Origin of the sequence: Segatella copri, assembly GCF_949820605.1 — a bacterium.
Taxonomy (GTDB): domain Bacteria; phylum Bacteroidota; class Bacteroidia; order Bacteroidales; family Bacteroidaceae; genus Prevotella.
Window position 1 is genome coordinate 3,167,421 of sequence record NZ_CATKVU010000006.1, and the last position, 18,203, is coordinate 3,185,623.

14 protein-coding genes and 2 tRNA genes are annotated in these 18,203 nt (G+C 43.1%); 13 read left to right on the plus strand and 3 right to left on the minus strand.

The window, feature by feature from the left end; genetic code table 11:
• Positions 1–16 precede the first annotated feature (16 nt).
• The 8 genes from metK to RCO84_RS14215 all read left to right on the plus strand — a co-directional run bounded on the left by metK (position 17) and on the right by RCO84_RS14215 (position 6,336).
• Complete coding sequence (gene metK / locus RCO84_RS14180) at positions 17–1,291, plus strand: methionine adenosyltransferase (RefSeq protein WP_144155640.1); 1,275 nt, start codon at positions 17–19, stop codon at positions 1,289–1,291.
• Between the two features lie 3 nt (positions 1,292–1,294).
• Positions 1,295–2,320, plus strand: coding sequence for a DUF4271 domain-containing protein (locus RCO84_RS14185; protein WP_118191863.1), 1,026 nt, complete (start codon positions 1,295–1,297; stop codon positions 2,318–2,320).
• Between the two features lie 6 nt (positions 2,321–2,326).
• Positions 2,327–3,076 (plus strand): uroporphyrinogen-III synthase, encoded by a 750-nt coding sequence (locus RCO84_RS14190; RefSeq protein ID WP_317585436.1) that lies wholly within the window; start codon positions 2,327–2,329, stop codon positions 3,074–3,076.
• Between the two features lie 21 nt (positions 3,077–3,097).
• Entirely contained in the window at positions 3,098–3,541 is a 444-nt protein-coding gene (gene rnpA / locus RCO84_RS14195) for a ribonuclease P protein component (protein ID WP_317585437.1), read from the plus strand.
• Entirely contained in the window at positions 3,541–3,792 is a 252-nt protein-coding gene (yidD, locus tag RCO84_RS14200; RefSeq protein ID WP_040553354.1) for a membrane protein insertion efficiency factor YidD, read from the plus strand. Before rnpA ends, yidD begins: the two co-directional genes overlap by 1 nt.
• A gap of 63 nt (positions 3,793–3,855) precedes the next feature.
• Positions 3,856–5,157 (plus strand): tyrosine--tRNA ligase, encoded by a 1,302-nt coding sequence (gene tyrS, locus RCO84_RS14205; RefSeq protein ID WP_317585438.1) that lies wholly within the window; start codon positions 3,856–3,858, stop codon positions 5,155–5,157.
• 66 nt (positions 5,158–5,223) lie between these two features.
• Positions 5,224–5,294: transfer RNA gene (locus RCO84_RS14210), tRNA-Gln, on the plus strand.
• 238 nt (positions 5,295–5,532) lie between these two features.
• Positions 5,533–6,336, plus strand: coding sequence for a gluconate 5-dehydrogenase (locus RCO84_RS14215; RefSeq protein WP_117587230.1), 804 nt, complete (start codon positions 5,533–5,535; stop codon positions 6,334–6,336).
• Between the two features lie 107 nt (positions 6,337–6,443).
• Here the strand turns inward: RCO84_RS14215 and RCO84_RS14220 are convergent, their stop codons facing one another.
• On the minus strand, positions 6,444–6,719 hold the full coding sequence (locus RCO84_RS14220; protein ID WP_006848085.1) for an HU family DNA-binding protein: 276 nt from the start codon (positions 6,717–6,719) through the stop codon (positions 6,444–6,446).
• A gap of 228 nt (positions 6,720–6,947) precedes the next feature.
• Between RCO84_RS14220 and RCO84_RS14225 the strand changes: the two genes are divergently transcribed.
• The 3 genes from RCO84_RS14225 (at position 6,948) to secDF (ending at position 12,126) form a co-directional block, all read left to right on the plus strand.
• Positions 6,948–7,886, plus strand: a complete 939-nt coding sequence (locus RCO84_RS14225; protein WP_287867403.1) for a rhomboid family intramembrane serine protease — start codon at positions 6,948–6,950, stop codon at positions 7,884–7,886.
• Positions 7,887–7,891: 5 nt separating this feature from the next.
• On the plus strand, positions 7,892–8,989 hold the full coding sequence (locus RCO84_RS14230; protein ID WP_317585439.1) for an endonuclease/exonuclease/phosphatase family protein: 1,098 nt from the start codon (positions 7,892–7,894) through the stop codon (positions 8,987–8,989).
• A gap of 119 nt (positions 8,990–9,108) precedes the next feature.
• Positions 9,109–12,126 (plus strand): protein translocase subunit SecDF, encoded by a 3,018-nt coding sequence (gene secDF, locus RCO84_RS14235; RefSeq protein WP_317585440.1) that lies wholly within the window; start codon positions 9,109–9,111, stop codon positions 12,124–12,126.
• Positions 12,127–12,272: 146 nt separating this feature from the next.
• Here secDF and RCO84_RS14240 read toward each other — a convergent pair.
• A tRNA-Arg gene (locus RCO84_RS14240) sits at positions 12,273–12,344 on the minus strand.
• 56 nt (positions 12,345–12,400) lie between these two features.
• Here RCO84_RS14240 and RCO84_RS14245 point away from each other — a divergent pair.
• On the plus strand, positions 12,401–13,408 hold the full coding sequence (locus RCO84_RS14245) for an endonuclease/exonuclease/phosphatase family protein (RefSeq protein ID WP_317573010.1): 1,008 nt from the start codon (positions 12,401–12,403) through the stop codon (positions 13,406–13,408).
• A gap of 73 nt (positions 13,409–13,481) precedes the next feature.
• Here RCO84_RS14245 and RCO84_RS14250 read toward each other — a convergent pair whose 3' ends face one another.
• A complete protein-coding gene (locus tag RCO84_RS14250; protein ID WP_144155663.1) occupies positions 13,482–14,339 on the minus strand; it encodes an enoyl-ACP reductase FabI in 858 nt (285 codons plus the stop codon).
• A gap of 804 nt (positions 14,340–15,143) precedes the next feature.
• Between RCO84_RS14250 and RCO84_RS14255 the strand changes: the two genes are divergently transcribed.
• Positions 15,144–18,194 carry a SusC/RagA family TonB-linked outer membrane protein gene (locus RCO84_RS14255; protein ID WP_317585441.1) on the plus strand — a complete coding sequence of 1,017 codons (3,051 nt, stop codon included), beginning with the start codon at positions 15,144–15,146 and terminating at the stop codon, positions 18,192–18,194.
• Positions 18,195–18,203 lie beyond the last annotated feature (9 nt).

The window sequence follows — 18,203 nt, forward strand, 5'->3', positions numbered from 1 at the left end:
AATAAAGTAAGAAAATATGGCATATTTGTTTTCATCAGAATCAGTTTCTGAAGGACATCCAGATAAAGTGGCTGATCAGATTTCAGATGCATTGCTTGACCAGTTTTTGGCTTACGATGACCACGCTCATTGCGCCATCGAAACCTTTTGTACTACTGGTCAGGTAGTAATCATGGGTGAGGTTCGCTCTAACGTTTATGTTGATTTGCAGACCATTGCCCGCAAGACTATCAAGAAAATCGGTTATACCAAGAGCGAATATCAGTTTGACGGCGACTCTTGTGGTGTGCTTACTGCTATCCATGAGCAGAGCGATGATATTAACCGCGGTGTAAGTCGTGAGGAGGATGAGAATCAGGGTGCAGGCGACCAGGGTATGATGTTCGGTTATGCTACAACGGAAACCGAAAATTATATGCCGGTATCACTCGACTTGGCTCAGCTCATCATGCGTGTACTTGCAGATATCCGCAAGGAGGGCAAGGTGATGACTTATCTCCGTCCGGACTCTAAGAGTCAGGTAACTATCGAATACTCAGACGATAATATCCCACAGCGCATCGATACCATCGTAGTTTCTACCCAGCATGATAATTTTATCAAGAAGGCAAATGGTGAGGACGATGATGATGCTATGCTGGCAAAGATTCGTGAGGATGTAATCAATATCCTGATTCCAAGAGTAAAGACTCACTTGAGCGACAAGGTGTTGGCTCTCTTCAATGATGACATCAAGTACTTCGTAAACCCTACAGGTAAGTTTGTGATTGGTGGTCCTCATGGAGATACAGGTCTTACCGGTCGTAAAATCATTGTAGATACTTATGGAGGTAAGGGCGCTCATGGTGGTGGTGCCTTCTCTGGAAAGGATAGTAGTAAGGTTGACCGTTCGGCTGCTTATGCTGCCCGTTATATTGCAAAGAATATGGTTGCTGCCGGCGTTGCAGATGAAATGTTGGTTCAGGTAAGTTATGCTATCGGTGTGGCAGAACCGGTTAGTATCTATGTAAATACTTACGGCAGAAGCCATGTGAATATGACTGACGGCGAGATTGCAAAGAAAATTGCAGAAATGTTTGATCTTCGTCCTAAAGCAATCGAGCGCCAGTTGAAGTTGCGCCAGCCAATGTTCCAGGAAACTGCGGCATATGGACACATGGGACGTAAGAATGAGATAGTAGAGAAAACCTTCACCAGCCGATATCATGAGGCTAAAACAGTGAAGGTAGAACTCTTTACATGGGAAAAATTAGATAAGGTAGACGAAATCAAGAAAGTTTTCGGACTTTAAGGAATGGTGCAACAGGCAGATTCGATACAGACAGATGCCGCACTTGAGGCTGAATCGCAACAGCAAGTGCTCAGGCAACATAGCAGCCAGCTCACACCCAAAAAGGTGTTGAGCTGGCTGCCTAAGAATGCAACGCCAGCTCAGCAGGACTCCATGATTAGGGCACATATCAAGCCCAGTGAGATTCATTGGAGCGAGATGCCGGATACATTACACTTGCCAGGACATGAGGCAGGTAAGAGTTTTAGGGATGTAAGTTTGCCACAATATTATCGTGAGTCATTCTTTTCAAAAGATTCTCTGTTTCATCCGGAATTAAAGGGTGGACGCTTAGGGGTGGCAGGTGATCCTGTTCCCTATACGGTAGCAGGTGATAGCTTTATTACTTCATTGCTGTTGGTCTGTTTTCTCTTGGCTTGTATAGCATTCTCTAAATCTAAGCATTTTGTTATACGCCAGGCAAAAACCTTCTTCCGTACTCCACGCATCGGTACAACAGAAGTGACGGAGACCAGTTCTGAAGTAAGATACCAGTTCTTCTTCGTGTTGCAGACCTGTCTTTTGCTGGCAATCGGGTATTTCATTTATTCGAAAGCATCTATCAGCGATACGTTTATCGTAGACCAATATCAGGTAATCAGTATATATGCTGGTTGTATGGGGGGCTATTTCTTGTTGAAGGCGTTCCTCTATGTGATTTCTGGTTGGGTATTCTTTGAAAAGAAAAAAAATGTACAATGGCTCAAGGCATACTTGTTCCTTATATCATGTCAAGGAGTGGCCTTGTTCCCAATGGTGATGCTTTTGTCGTATTTCGATTTCCCATTGCAAATTGCAGTGATATACACGTTGACTATCCTTGGATTAGTTAAATTGTTGGCTTTTTTGAAGGCTTACATTATCTTTTTTAGAAGAAATGGCGTGTTTCTGCAAATATTTTTGTACTTTTGTGCCCTTGAAGTGATACCCTTGTTCGCTCTTTGGGGTGGACTCGTGTTAATCAGTCATTATTTGAAAATAAACTTTTAAGACAAAATGATAAAGAAAATTTTAGTTTCTCAGCCAAAACCTGCAAGTGAGAAGTCTCCTTACTTCGATATCCAGGCTCAATATGGAGTAGAATGCGTGTTCCGTCCATTCTTTAAGGTAGAGGGGATCTCTTCTAAAGAATTCCGTCAGCAGAAAATAAATTTGCTTGACTATACTGCTGTCGTATTTACATCTCGTCATGCAGTAGACAACTACTTTAAATTAGCTAAGGAGATGCGTATCACAATTCCTGAAGATATGAAATATTTCTGTGTGATAGAGACTATCGCTCTCTACATCCAAAAGTATGTTCTGTATCGCAAGCGTAAGGTGTTCTTTGGTGATACAGGTAAAATTGATGGGTTGATGGGACAGATGGCTCGCCATAAAACCGAGAAATATCTGGTACCATTAAGCAGTGTTCATAATAATGATATTGCCAACTTGCTTGATGAGAAAAAACTCAATCATACAGAATGTGTAATGTATCGTACTGTAAGCAATGATTTCTCAGAAGAGGAAATCAATAACTTCGATTATGATATGATGCTTTTCTTTAGCCCAACAGGTGTAAAGGCTCTGAAGAAGAATTTCCCTAATTTTGAACAAGGGAATATCGCTGTTGGCGCTTTTGGTCCAGCTACAGCAAAAACGGTTGAAGACGAGGGCTTACGCCTCGATCTGGAGGCTCCTAATAAAGCTTTTCCATCTATGACAGGTGCCTTGGCAGATTATCTGAAACGTCATAATAAATAGGAAATATTTAATAGAATAGATATGTCAACAGACAGAAATAAAACATTCGGAAAGAAAGAGCATCTATGTAAACTGACACTTATAGAACAGCTCTTTGGAGGTGGTGCTAAAGCAATGACGGCATGGCCTATGAGAATGGTGTTTCTTCTTGTTGACAAGAAAGATGAACAAGCCCCTTCTGTTCAAGTCCTTATCAGTGTATCAAAGCGTTATTTTAAGCACGCAGTAAAACGCAATCGGGTAAAGCGACAGATACGTGAAGCTTTTCGTTATCAAAAACAAGAGCTGGAGACTTGTATGCAGAATTATGTTGGAAAACAATTGCTTGTGGCTTTTGTTTGGCAAACAGAACAATTGCAGCCTTCAAAGCTGGTTTCAACCAAAATGACTAAACTTTTGGATAGATTGGTTGATAATATCAAGGAGATGCAATCTGAAACAGGCATGAAAGAGAGCTGTTTATGATGAAGATTCTCTTTATGATAGCACATGGCATGAGAAAGGTGTTGGTATGGATTCTTATACTGCCGATATTGTTTTATCAGAAGTGTATTACTCCTTATACGCCACCTTCCTGTCGCTTTCAGCCCACTTGCTCAGAGTATGCGAGACAAGCCATCCTGAAGCATGGTCCCTTTAAGGGACTGGCTTTGGCTGTTTGGCGCATCTTAAGATGCAATCCTTGGGGTGGTTCGGGTTATGATCCCGTACCGTAAGTTTCCGACTGTATTGTTGGGCCCCTTATACATATTATATAATATAATAAAAAATCATATTCTATGGCAAAAAATTTTGTTGAAGAATTGAAATGGCGTGGTATGCTGGCGCAGATAATGCCAGGTACTGAGGAATATCTCAACACCCACATGGTGTCTGCCTATCTCGGAACTGACCCTACTGCAGACTCTCTGCACATCGGTCACCTTTGTGGTATCATGATGTTGCGTCACTTGCAGCGTTGTGGCCATAAGCCTTATCTCCTCGTCGGCGGTGCCACGGGTATGATTGGCGACCCTTCTGGCAAGAGCCAGGAGCGCAATCTTCTCGATTCAGAGACTCTCTATCATAATCAGGAAGCTATCAAGAAGCAGGTATCTAAGTTCCTCGACTTCGATGGTAATGAGCCTAACAAGGCGGAGTTGGTGAACAACTACGACTGGATGAAGGACTTCACCTTCCTTGATTTCGCTCGTGTGGTTGGTAAGCATATCACTGTAAACTACATGATGGCGAAAGATAGCGTGCAGAAGCGCTTGAACGGTGAGGCTCGCGACGGCTTGTCTTTCACAGAGTTCACCTATCAGTTGCTCCAGGGCTACGACTTCCTCTATCAGTATGAGAAGTATGGTGTGCGCCTCCAGTTGGGTGGTAACGACCAGTGGGGTAACATGACTACCGGTACAGAGCTGATTCACCGTACATTGGGTAACAATGCAGAGTGCTTCTGCCTTACTTGCCCATTGATTACCAAGGCAGACGGTAAGAAGTTCGGTAAGACAGAGAGCGGTAACATCTGGTTGGACCGTAACCGCACTACTCCTTACGCTTTCTACCAGTTCTGGTTGAACGTAAGCGATGATGATGCCGAGAAGTACATCAAGATCTTCACTGACCTTGACAAGGATACTATCGATGCTCTCGTAGAGGAGCACAAGCAGGACCCAGGCCGCCGTGTACTTCAGAAGCGTCTGGCTGAGGAGGTTACCATAATGGTTCATTCTCAGGAGGATTTGGATATGGCTATCGCAGCCAGCAACATCCTTTTCGGTAAGGCTACCAAGGAGAACTTGGCACAACTCGATGAGGCTACATTGAACGATGTATTTGCCAATGTACCTCACTACGACCTCGACAAGAACTTGCTCGGTGGTACAGCTGTTGACCTCTTCAACCAGGAAGGTATGCAGATCTTCCCAAGCAAGAGCGAGATGCGCAAGCTCGTTAAGGGTGGTGGCGTTTCACTCAACAAGGAGAAACTCGCTGCTTTCGATCAGGTTGTAACTGCTGATGACCTGATTGACGGTAAGTATCTTTTGGTTCAGAAAGGTAAGAAGAACTACTTCTTGATTACCGTTAAGTAATCGTTAAAAGTATTGAAAATATTTGGTAGTGGAGAAAAAATCCACTACCTTTGCATTCGATTTGCTTGTCCTATGGTGTAATGGTAGCACTACAGTTTTTGGTTCTGTCAGTGGTGGTTCGAATCCGCCTGGGACAACAGGTCATAAATAACCCTTCAAGTCTTTGCGGATTTGAAGGGTTATTTTGTTTATAATAAAGTTCGGATACAACAAGCTCTTTGCATCTATGATAGGTCAATTTTGATGAAAAGCAGTCAATAAAATGAGAAAATAAGTAAAAAGGGTGCATCTTTCGTATTGATTTAGGGTGATATTCAAAATTATTTTGTATCTTTGCCCTCGTAACAAATCAAACAATTTATAAAAAATAAAATTATGGACTTTAATAAACTATTCTCATTAGAGGGTAAAGTAGCCCTCGTTACAGGTGCCGCTTATGGTATCGGGTTTGCTATGGCTGAGGCTTATGCCAAAGCTGGTGCTAAGATTGCTTTCAATTGCCGCAGCCAGCACCACATGGATCAGGCTCTTGCAGATTACAAAGCAAAGGGTATTGAGGCAAAGGGTTATATCTGTGATGTAACAGACGAGGAACAGGTGAAAAACATGGTAGCTGACATTGAGAAGGAACTTGGTGTTATTGATATTTTGGTAAACAACGCAGGTATTATCAAGCGTATTCCTATGACTGAGATGTCTGTAGATGACTTCAAGCAGGTTATTGACATTGACCTCACTGCACCTTTTATCGTATCTAAGGCAGTTATCCCTGGTATGATCAAGAAGGGTCATGGTAAGATTATCAACATCTGCTCTATGATGAGCGAGCTGGGGCGTGAGACTGTTTCTGCATACGCAGCTGCCAAGGGTGGCTTGAAGATGTTGACACGTAACATCTGCTCTGAGTATGGTGAGTACAACATCCAGTGCAATGGCTTGGGCCCTGGTTACATCGCAACTCCTCAGACAGCACCTCTCCGTGAGCGTCAGGCTGATGGTAGCCGTCATCCATTCGACAGCTTCATTTGTGCAAAGACTCCTGCAGGTCGCTGGTTGGAACCAGAAGAGTTGGCTGGTCCTGCAGTTTTCTTGGCTTCAGATGCTTCTAATGCAGTGAATGGTCACATTCTCTATGTAGATGGTGGTATCTTGGCATATATCGGAAAGCAGCCAAAATAAAGAATCAAACATGAAGATTTAAGTTTGAATAAACTTGAATAGAATAAAAAAATATAGGGCAGCCATAAAGGACTGCCCTATATTTGTAATTAAAATAATCTTTACAATTATTTGTTGATTGCATCTGCAAGCTCAGCACCAGCCTTGAACTTAGCAACCTTTTTAGCTGCAATCTGGATCTTCTCCTTAGTAGCTGGATTGATACCCTCACGAGCAGGACGCTCGTTAATGCTGAATGTACCGAAACCTACCAACTGGATCTTGTCACCTGCAATGAGGGCTTCCTTCAATGCGTTTGTTGTAGCTTCAAGAGCGGCCTTAGCCTGTGCCTTTGTAATCTCAGCACCTGCTGCAATCTTGTCAATCAATTCTGTCTTGTTCATAATTTTTCGTTATTAAATGAATAATATTGTTGTTTCTTAGTTGAATTCGTTTACAAATATAGCTTTTTCTTGTGAAAGTTCAAATAAAAAAAGCAGAAAAGTGATGAAATTATTGAAAATTAAGTGTAATAAGTCTATTTTTTGGTGTTTTCACGGATATTTTTCGTAATTTTGTCGCCAAAATACAAATATTAGTTAGATTATTAAACAGTTTAGAGAAATAAAGTTATGCGCAATATTCCAATTGTAACAAAGAATTTGCTGATAGTGAATGTAGTAGCATTCCTGGCATGCATGCTGATGGACAAGAGTATGGGTGGTGGTTCTGGCCTGACAGATCTGTTTGGGCTTCATTTCTTCCTGGCATCCGATTTCCATATTTATCAGTTAGTTACCTACATGTTTATGCATGGTGGTTTCCAGCATATTCTCTTCAATATGTTTGCCCTATGGATGTTTGGCTGTGTGGTTGAAAGAGTTTGGGGACCAAAGAAATTCCTTTTTTATTACATAGTGTGTGGAGTGGGAGCAGGTTTGTTCCAGGAAGCTGCACAGTATATTACCTATGTGGCAAAGGATATGGCAGCTTATGATTATGTTAGTGTTAATGGAGCCAGAATAACAATGGAGCAATATCTGAACCTATGGACTACCGTGGGAGCTTCAGGAGCTATTTATGCCATATTGCTTGCCTTTGGTATGATTTATCCAAACGAGCGTCTCTTCATTTTCCCATTGCCAGTTCCTATTAAAGCTAAATTCTTCGTGATAGGCTATGCTGTCATAGAATTGGTTTCAACATTCTCTCTCTCTGATGACGGTGTGGCTCATATTGCCCATTTGGGAGGTATGGTCTTTGGATTCTTCCTGATCCGTTATTGGCGTAAGCAGATTGATAACGGTTACTATCATTCAAATTCTTCAGACGCTTTTGATAAGTTGAAAGGTATGTTCGGTGGAAAGCGTCGGGCAGGTAGAACGCATTTTACTTATACCAAGAATGAATCTTATAATCAGACTTATGAACAGGATGCTGAATGTAAGACCAACGAAAAGGTTGTGTCACAGGAAGAGATAGATCGAATCTTAGATAAAATAAGAAAGAGCGGTTATGATAGCTTGACTCCTAGTGAAAAGCAGATGCTCTTTGATCAGAGTAATAAGTAAAAAGCATGTTTAAAGGATTTAAGGAATTTACATATAAGATGATAGCTGGTGCTAATGTGGCAACTATCATCATCATGTTGCTGGTGGGCTTTTCTGACTTCTTTCAGCCAGAAAAGTTCGCCGCATTGGCTAATCTTGGCTTACTTTTCCCGGTTTTTCTTATAGTTAACTTAGGCTTTTTGCTTTTCTGGTTGCTCTTCCGGTCTAAGTATGCCATTATTCCATTCTTAGGCTTCTTGATCTGTTTTGTTCCTGTCCGCAAGTATATGCCAATCAACTTTTCTGGCGAAACTCCAAAAGCTTGTATCAAAGTTCTATCATATAATACCTGGAATTTTGGTGCACAGACAGAGGATGCCGAAGGAACTAATATCTGTATTGCTTATCTGCAGGAGCAGGATGCTGATATTGTTTGTCTGCAGGAAGCATGTCCTACTTCCCGGAATATTGAACAGATAGATAGCATGCTCAAGCCTATGTATGCTTTTCAGGATACAACGATGCACATAAATGGTGGAAATTGTCTTATGTTGCTCAGTAAATACCCTATTCTTTCAAAAGAGCGAATTCCTTATGAATCGAAAGGAAATATGAGTGTAGCGTATCGTCTGAAAGTGAAAGATAGAGAGGTCCTTCTCATCAATAATCATTTGGAAACTACCGGCTTAAGTTTAGAGGACAGACGCCAGTTCAAGAATCTGGTTATCGGAAAATTGCAGGTTGATACTGCAGAAGAAACGTCCAAACTGCTCGTTGTAAAACTTGCCGAGGCAACAAAGAAACGGGCTCCGGAGGCTGAGGCTGTAGCAAAATACATTCAGCAGCATAAAGAACATAGTATTATTTTGTGCGGTGACTTTAATGATGGTCCTATCTCTTATGCTCATCGTACGATAGCTAAAGATTTGACGGATTGCTACATTGCAAGTGGTAACGGACCGGGTATCAGCTATCATCATGGAGGCTTTTTTGTTCGCATTGACAATATCATGTGCTCAGACGATTGGGAGCCTTATGAATGTAAAGTTGATGATAAAATCGCCGTTTCAGACCACTATCCTATCATTTGTAAGCTAAAAATGCGCCCTAAAAAGCAAAAATAGAGCAAATTATTCTTATATAAGAAAAAAAATGCTTATTTTTGCACAACTTTATGGAGGTTTTTGAAAGAATCCCTAAAAGCAATTGAAAAGAAACAAATAATTAATAACAATAAATAGAAATGCAAAACAAAGGAATTGTAATTTGTGTAGCCGTCTTACTGACACTCGCAAGTATCTTCTATTTGTCATTCTCGTTTGCCACACGTTACTATGACAGCGAGGCTGCAAAGATTAAAGATCCTATTGCTCAGCAGGATTATAAGGATTCTGTTAAGTACTTAGGTGTTTATTCTTACCAGAACTGCTTGGAGACTCAGATTGGTCTTGGACTTGACCTTAAGGGCGGTATGAATGTAATTCTTGAGATTTCTGTACCTGATGTACTTGAAAACCTTGCCGATCATAAGACCGACGCAGGTTTTACCAATGCCATGAAGGAAGCTAGAGCTCAGGAAGAAGCTAACGGTGGTGACTTCGTGTCACTTTTCATTAACGCTTATCATAAGAGCGCACCAGGTCATAAACTCGCAGAAGTGTTCGCTACCCAGCAGTTGCAGGGCAAGGTTTCTCCTCAGAGCAGCGACGCAGAGGTAGAGAAGGCTATCCGCGCTTCTGTACAGGATGCTATTGACAACTCTTTCAATGTTGTCCGCACCCGTATCGATAAGTTCGGTGTTGTACAGCCTAACATCCAGAAGTTGGAAGGTCAGCAGGGCCGTATCATGGTAGAAATGCCTGGTATCAGCCAGCCAGAGCGTATGCGTAAGATGCTCCAGGGTAGTGCAAACCTTGAGTTCTGGGAGACATACAACTCAGAGGAAATCGCTCCTTATCTCCAGCAGCTTGATACTCGTATCGCAAATGGTGATAATGGTGAGGAGGAGAAAAACTCTGTTGCTGCTGATACAACTGTTGCAAAGAAAGAAGTTGCTAAGGCTGAGCCTAAGAAGGCTGAGGCTAAGTTCTCTATCAAGAAGAAGGACGATGCTGTAAGCAAGGTAGGCGAGGATGCTCAGAATGCTGCTGCTATCAAGGCTCACCCATTGTTGGCTCGTTTGCAGCTCGGTGGTGGTTTGAGCACTGTTGGTTATGCTAGCGTTCGCGATACTGCTGCTATCAACAAGATTATCTACTCTGCTGTGGCTAAGCGCGTTTTGCCATCAGACTTGCGCCTGCTTTGGAGTGCTAAGCCAGCTGATAACCTGAAGGTTAAGAATGTCTTCGAGCTTCACGCCTTGAAGGTAACTACCACTACAGGTCGTGCTCCTTTGGAGGGTGATGTAATTACCGATGCTAAGGACGAGTTCGACCAGATGGGTTCACCTGTTGTTAGCATGAAGATGAATACTGAGGGCGCACGTAAGTGGGCTCAGATGACTAAGGCTAACGTAGGTAAGGCTATTGCTATCGTTCTGGATGGCGTAGTTTACTCTGCTCCTCGTGTAAACGGCGAGATTGATGGTGGTAGCTCTCAGATTTCCGGTAACTTCACTATCGAGGATACCAAGGACTTGGCTAACACATTGAAGTCTGGTCGTATGCCAGCTCCTGCTCGTATCGTTCAGGAGGAGGTTGTAGGTCCTACACTCGGTGCACAGTCTATCCAGATGGGTATTGTATCATTCGTTGTTGCTTTCGTACTCCTGATGGTTTACATGGTGATGATGTACAATGTCATTCCTGGTATGATGGCTAACCTGGCATTGCTCGTCAATGTATTCTTCACGCTGGGTATTCTGACGTCCTTCCAGGCGGCTCTGACGTTACCAGGTCTTGCCGGTATGGTCTTGTCTCTGGGTACTGCCGTGGATGCCAACGTGCTTATATATGAACGTATCAAGGAGGAGCTCCGCTCTGGCAAGGGTATGAAGCAGGCTGTAGCTGCCGGTTATGGTAATGCTTTCTCAGCTATCTTCGACTCTAACTTGACTTCTTTGATTACAGGTGTTATCCTGTTGACTACCGGTACAGGTCCTATCCGTGGTTTCGCTACTACCTGGATTATCGGTATCGTTGTATCATTCTTCACAGCTGTGTTCCTGACACGTCTGGTTTATGACTATAAGTTGAACTACGATAAGTGGATGCACTGTAAGTTTGATACTCCAGTTTCCCACAACCTGATGCAGGGCAAGAAGTATAAGATCATGTCTATGTACAAGACTACCTTCACCGTAGCAATCGTTGCTGCAGTTGTGTTCATTGGTAGCTTCTTTGTTCGTGGCTTGAGTAAGAGTATCGACTTCACTGGTGGTCGTAACTATGTGGTACAGTTCGAGAATCCTGTAGAGCCTGAGCAGATCCGTACTGTTCTTGGCGATGCATTCGTCAATGCAGACGGCACCAAGGCAACTACTGGCGCTATCGCTATCGGTACAGATGGCAAGACCATCCGTGTATCTACCAACTATATGATTGAGAGCAACAGTCCAACTGTTGACGATGAGGCTGAGACTATCCTTTACAATGCCTTGAAGAAGGCCAACCTGGTATCTCAGAAGAGTGTTGAGGCATTCAAGAACCCAGATGTTCGTCAGGGTGGTTCTATCATCAGTAGTACAAAGGTAGGTCCTTCTGTGGCTAAGGATATCACTATGGGTGCTATCTATAGTGTGCTCTTTGCATTGATTGCTATCTTCCTCTACATCCTGGTACGTTTCCGCAACGTGGCCTTCTCTGTAGGTTCTACTGTAGCTTTGGCATTCGATGCCTTGACAGTAGTCGGTTTCTACTCACTCCTGTGGGGTCTCGTTCCATTCTCATTGGAGATTGATCAGACCTTCATCGGTGCTATCCTGACCGTGGTAGGTTACTCTATCAACGATAAGGTGGTTGTGTTCGACCGTATCCGTGAGAACTTGAAGTTGCATCCTAAGGGCGACCGTCAGCAGCTCTTCAATGCATCTATCAATGAGACATTGGCTCGTACCATCAATACATCTACATCTACATTGCTCGTGTTGCTCTGTATCTTCATCCTCGGTGGTGACAGCATTCGCAGCTTTTCATTCGCAATGATCCTGGGTGTTGTATTCGGTACATTGTCATCTATCTTCATTGCATCTCCAATGGCTTACATCGTTCTTGGTCGTAAGATTAAGGAAGGGCCAGCTGAGGAGGTTGCAGAAGTTAAGTAATCAGAAACTCTTCATTCTTTCTCTGTCCGATGTATGTCGGATAGAGAAAGATACTGGAAAGAATATAAAAATAATAAAGGTCGCTTCCTGATTGTCAGGAGCGACCTTTATTGTTTTATCATCTCTGGGATGATAAGGAAAGTACGTGGTCCCACCGAGAATCGAACTCGGATCAAAGGTTTAGGAAACCTCCGTTCTATCCGTTAAACTATAGGACCATTGTAAACCGACTGCAAAGATACATCAAATCATTGACAATACAAAATAAAATGTTATGTTTTTCACTCTCATCTTATCAAGTTTCCTCACTTTTGTGGAGTTGAACTGCGAAAACCTCTTCGATACGAAGCATGATTCGCTGAAGAATGACTATGAATTCCTGCCACAGAGCAGTTACAAGTGGACGCCTTATCGCTATTGGCGCAAGCTGGCAAATCTTTCCAAGACTATAGTAGCTTTGGGTTATGAAGATTTGTCGCTTGTTGGTACCGCCTCCCCAGATAATCCTTCAAGACCCTCGGAGAAGTCCTGGCATGTTCCCGATTTTGTGGCGCTTTGCGAAGTGGAGAACGATAGTGTGCTGTTTGATTTAACCCGGCGTTCAGCTCTTCGCGGTGTGAATTATGATTATGTGATGACCGATTCGCCTGATGAACGAGGCATAGATGTGGCTTTGCTTTATCAGCCATCTTCTTTTGCGCTTATACAGTTCCGGTCCATCCGCATCAAGTCGCTGCCTGATACTCGCCCTACGAGAGATATTCTCTATGCTTCGGGGCGGATTATGAATGATGATACGCTCCATGTCTTTGTATTGCATGCGCCTAGCCGGCGTGGCGGCGAACAGGTTTCGCGTCCCTACCGCCTGCAGGTAGCCAGCCAGCTGGTTTCTGCCGTAGATTCTATCTATGCGCTCAATGATAGTGCAAGGATTATCGTAGCCGGCGATTTCAACGATTATTCCGATTCTCCGGCCCTTCGTTATCTTTATCAGCATCACCTTATTAATATATCTGTTGGCGTCAAAGGCTCTCATGGTGCCAAGGCTACTTATCGCTGGCATGGAGATTGGCGAAGTCTTGACCAGATTCTCTTCAGTCCTTCGCTTTCCCGACTTAAGATGAGTTGTCAGATAGGAGATTTGCCATTTCTCTTAGAAGATGATGAGAAATATGGCGGAAAGAAACCTTTCCGCACCTATCTCGGTCCCCGATATTTGGGTGGATACAGCGATCATCTTCCGCTTGTTGCCAAGTTTAAGATAGAGGGTGGATATGAATAAAAAACAGGTATGCTCAGATTTTTACTGAACATACCTGTTTGTATATTAGTGAGATTTTTTCTCTTCTGCCTGATTATCCGTAGATAACATTACCTTTCTCATCCTCATAAGGAGTCATATCCTTAGCATACTGGTTCATGGCACGGAGGCTCATACCCATTGATGAGAAACCACCATCGTGGAAGAGGTTCTGCATGGTTACCTTGCGGGTGAAGTCAGAGAACATCATCACGCAGTAGTTTGCGCAATCCTCAGCTACGGCGTTTCCGAGTGGAGACATCTTGTCGGCGAAGTCCATCATGTTCTCGATATCCTTGATACCCTTACCTGCTGTTGTAGCTGTAGGGCTCTGAGAGATGGTGTTGATGCGCACGTGCTTCTCACGACCATAGATGTAACCGAAGCTGCGGGCGATACTTTCGAGCATGCTCTTGGCATCAGCCATATCGTTGTAACCGAAGAATGTACGCTGAGAAGCTACGTATGTGAGAGCTACTACAGAACCCCACTCGTTGATAGCATCCAACTTCTTGGCTACCTGCAACATCTTGTGGAAAGAGATAGCAGAGATGTCCAATGTCTTGTTCAGGAAGTTGTAGTCGAGGTCATCGTATGTACGATGCTTGCGAACGTTAGGGCTCATGGCTACAGAGTGGAGCACGAAGTCGATTTTGCCACCGAGTTTCTCCTGAGCCTCTGTGAATACCTTTTCCAAGTCTTCTACGCTAGTCGCATCAGCTGCGATGATAGGAGCGTTGATCTGTTCAGCGAGCTTATCCAGCGTACCCATACGCAAAGCCATAGCTGTATTACTAAGTGCGATAGTAGCACCCTCTTCAGCAGCCTTTACAGCTACTTTCCAAGCGATTGATTCCTCATTGAGTGCACCGAAGATGATGCCACGCTTGCCTTTTAACAAATTGTGAGTCATTGTTATCTTAATACTTTTGTTTATACTAACGACATCCCCTACATATATCATTTTCTATATATATAATAAGGTGTAAAACCACTTTGTTTTGTTCTAGTCGTTGAAATCGTGCGCAAAATTACGAAAAATGTGCAATATACCCAAATTTTTTAACTAAAAAGTGCCGTAAACGTTTTCTTTTTTGTGGTATGTCAAGTATTCCGCTCCCTGCAGTCAGTATGATATTCTATTTATTCTTTGCAGATAATAAGTCTGAAACAGATATATCTTATGCTTATAGATAACGTATCTGTTGGTCTGCGGAATTAGATTTGTAGGGTTCCTGACATATGCCAACAAGGTTCCTGACATATGCCAACAAGGTTCCTGACATATGTCAACAAGGTTCCTGACATATGTCAACAAGGTTCCTGACATATGCCAACAGAGTTATTGATATATGTCAGCAACCTTGTTGGCAACTGCCGGCAACCGAATGGAACTAATTGTTAGAACCGATGAATCGTAGAACTGTGACAATTTAATCTATTTGTTCTACGTATTTAAGCAATACGTCTTACCCGGCAGATGCCGGTATAGATAACTTAAGAACCTTCTTATTTCTGTTCTTACAAATTATAGCCTTATTGCAGCAAAAATATCCTTTTTGTTGCAATATGACAAGGTAGAAGTGTTAAAAACTGACTTTTTTATGTGCGTTATTAAATTTTTCTTTCAAAATATTTGCAAATATCCGAAAAATAATCTAATTTTGCAGCCGATTATTATAAATTTATAAATTATTATCTAATAAAGAGAGAGATTATGTTTAAAAGAATCGCTTTATTTGTGGGGGGGGCAATTCTCAGTTGTGGAGTAGCCTTTGCCCAAACATCTGTTACCGGTAAGGTAGTAGCTTCAGAGGATGGTGAGCCTGTTATTGGCGCATCAATCAAAGTAGCTGGTACTAATACGGGTACTGTTACGGATGTCGATGGAAACTTCAGTTTGAATGTTCCAGCCGGCTCCAAGTTGGAGATTACCTATATAGGTATGAATCCACAAACTGTTAAAGCAAGTTCTAACATGAAGATTGCTTTGACTTCTGACAACAAAACCCTGGACGAGGTCGTAGTTGTTGCTTATGGTACAACTACCAAGGCTTCCTTTACAGGTTCTGCAGCAGTAATGAAGGATAAGGACATGTCTGCAGCTAAGTCTTCACTCATCAAGTCGTTGGAAGGCAAAATGGCTGGTGTCAACATTGGTGCTTCAACAGGTGACCCAGGTGCTGACCAGAAGGTGTTAATCCGTGGTATCGGTTCTCTCAGCGGTTCTACCCAGCCATTGTATGTAATAGATGGTGTGCCTGTCTCTAACTCTGACATGCAGAGCAGCGGTCTCCGTTCACAGTCTATTCTTTCTTCTATCAACCCTAATGATATCGAAAGCATGACCGTATTGAAAGATGCTGCCGCATCTTCTCTCTATGGTTCACGTGCTGCCAATGGTGTCATCATCATCACTACCAAGAAGGGTAAGGAAGGTAAGACTCACGTAAACTATGATATGCAAATCGGTTGGAGCAATATTGCCAAGAAGAGTGCTTTGGAAACCATGAACAGCGCCGAGATGAAGCAGTATTGGAAGGATGCACTCCAGGGTTACTTCGTATATTATGAAGGTATGGATGAAACTGCCGCTGCTGCCGCTGCTGCAGGAGAAATTCCTAGCTGGTTCTACAACTATAATACAGACGAGACAACTGATTGGTACAAAGAGGTTTATCGTACAGGTTTGACTACCGACCATCAGGTATCTATCAATGGTGGTAATGACCGTACTAAGTTCTTCACCAGTTTTGGCTACAACAAGGTTGAAGGTACCGTAAAAGGCAGCTCTTTCCAGCGTTATAGTGGACGTTTGAACTTGGATCACAAAGTAACAGACTGGTTTAAAATTTCTGCCAAGGAGATGCTGTCATTCTCTGATCAGTCTGGTTTCCGTGATCAGAGTGACCAGGCACAGGGTTTCGGTTCAACAGCTCCAATGTCTGTACTCTTCTCTATGGACCCTACCGCTCCTGTAAAGAACGAGGATGGTTCATATAATACAAAAGGTTCTTTCTCAAAGGCAGTTTCAAATCCTAACCTGATGTTCGGTCAGGAGGGCGGTGAGCAAGCTGAGACTTTGGATTCTGAGTTGATGCGTAGCTTGACCAATGTTGAGGGTGAGCTCAAGTTGCCATTCGATTTGACATTGCGTTCCATCTTCGGTTTCGACTATATGACCAATAATACCCGTGAGTTCTGGGCTCCTAATAGTGGTAATGGTCAGTCGGTTAATGGTATGGGTCAGCGTTGGAACTACACCAGCAAGACTTTGACTTCATCCAACACTTTGAACTATGCCCGCAGCTTTGACAAGCATAATCTCACTGCGATGGTAGGTTATGAGGCAGAGAAGCGTAACTTGATGGCATTGACTGCCAGCTCTCACAACTACTCTACACATAAGTTGCCAGAGTTGTCTAATGGTCAGGCTAACAGCAATGCCAGCTACACCAAGTGTGCAACCATGATGTCTTGGTTGGGTAGCGTAAACTATAACTACGACAACAAGTATTACTTGTCTGGTAGCTATCGTCGTGACGGTTCTTCACGTCTTTCTTCAGACAACCGTTGGGCAGACTTCTTCTCAGTATCAGGTGCATGGCGCATCAGCAGCGAGAAGTTCCTCGAGGGCAACAACCTGTTCAGCGATTTGAAACTCCGTCTTTCTTACGGTACCAATGGTAACTTGCCAACAGACTACTATGGCTATATGGGTACATACGCAACAACCGGCGGTTACGGTTCTGAACCGGGTATCTATTGGAGCAACATCTCTAATCCTTCATTAGGCTGGGAGAAGTCTCACAACTTTAACGTAGGTTTGGATTGGACACTCTTCAACCGAGTAACTCTTACATTCGATTACTATAACAAGTTGACTAAGGATCTTCTCTTCCTTTCACCAACTTCTTATGTAACAGGTTTCAGTTCATACTGGAACAATATTGGCGAGTTGAAAAATCAGGGTCTTGAGTTCTCTATCAGTTCTCAGAATATCCGCACAAAGGATTTTACCTGGACCACAGACTTCAACCTTACCAAGCAGAGTATCAAGGTAAACAAGTTGCCTAATGGTAACGACGTTCAGTATGGCGACGGAAACATGTATATCCTCCGTGAGGGCGAGTCTATGCATACATTCTTCTTGCCAAAGGCTAAGGGTGTAAACTCTGAGACCGGTTTGATGGAGTTCTGGATTGATCCTGAGGATGAGTCTAAGGGTGTAACCAACGAGTATAACAAGGCTGGTAGCACCATTGTAGGCAAGGGTGTGCCTGACTGGGTTGGCGGTATGACCAATACCTTCCGCTATAAGGATTTCGACCTTTCGTTCATGATTTCATATCAGTTTGGTGCCGACATGTTCGATTATCCAGGTTACTTCCTTACCTATAGTGATGGTTATCGTGTGGGTGCATTTAATGTATCTAAGCGTGTGGCTGGCAACTACTGGCAGAAGCCAGGTGACCAGACCGAGTTCCCACGTCCTATCTATGGTAACCCATTCCGTTCTGATAGGTTCTCTACCCGTGAGATTATCTCAACAGACAACATCCGTGTGCGTGACATCACATTCGGTTGGACTGTGCCTTACTTCAAGAAGTATATCAGCAATTTGCGCGTTTATTTCCGTGCAACAAACCCATTCCTGATTTACAACGCAGCTAAGGATATTGATCCAGATGTTGATATCAATGGTTATCGTCAGACCGATACTCCTACAACACGACAGTTCTTGTTCGGTCTCAACTTTAGTTTTTAATTAATTCAT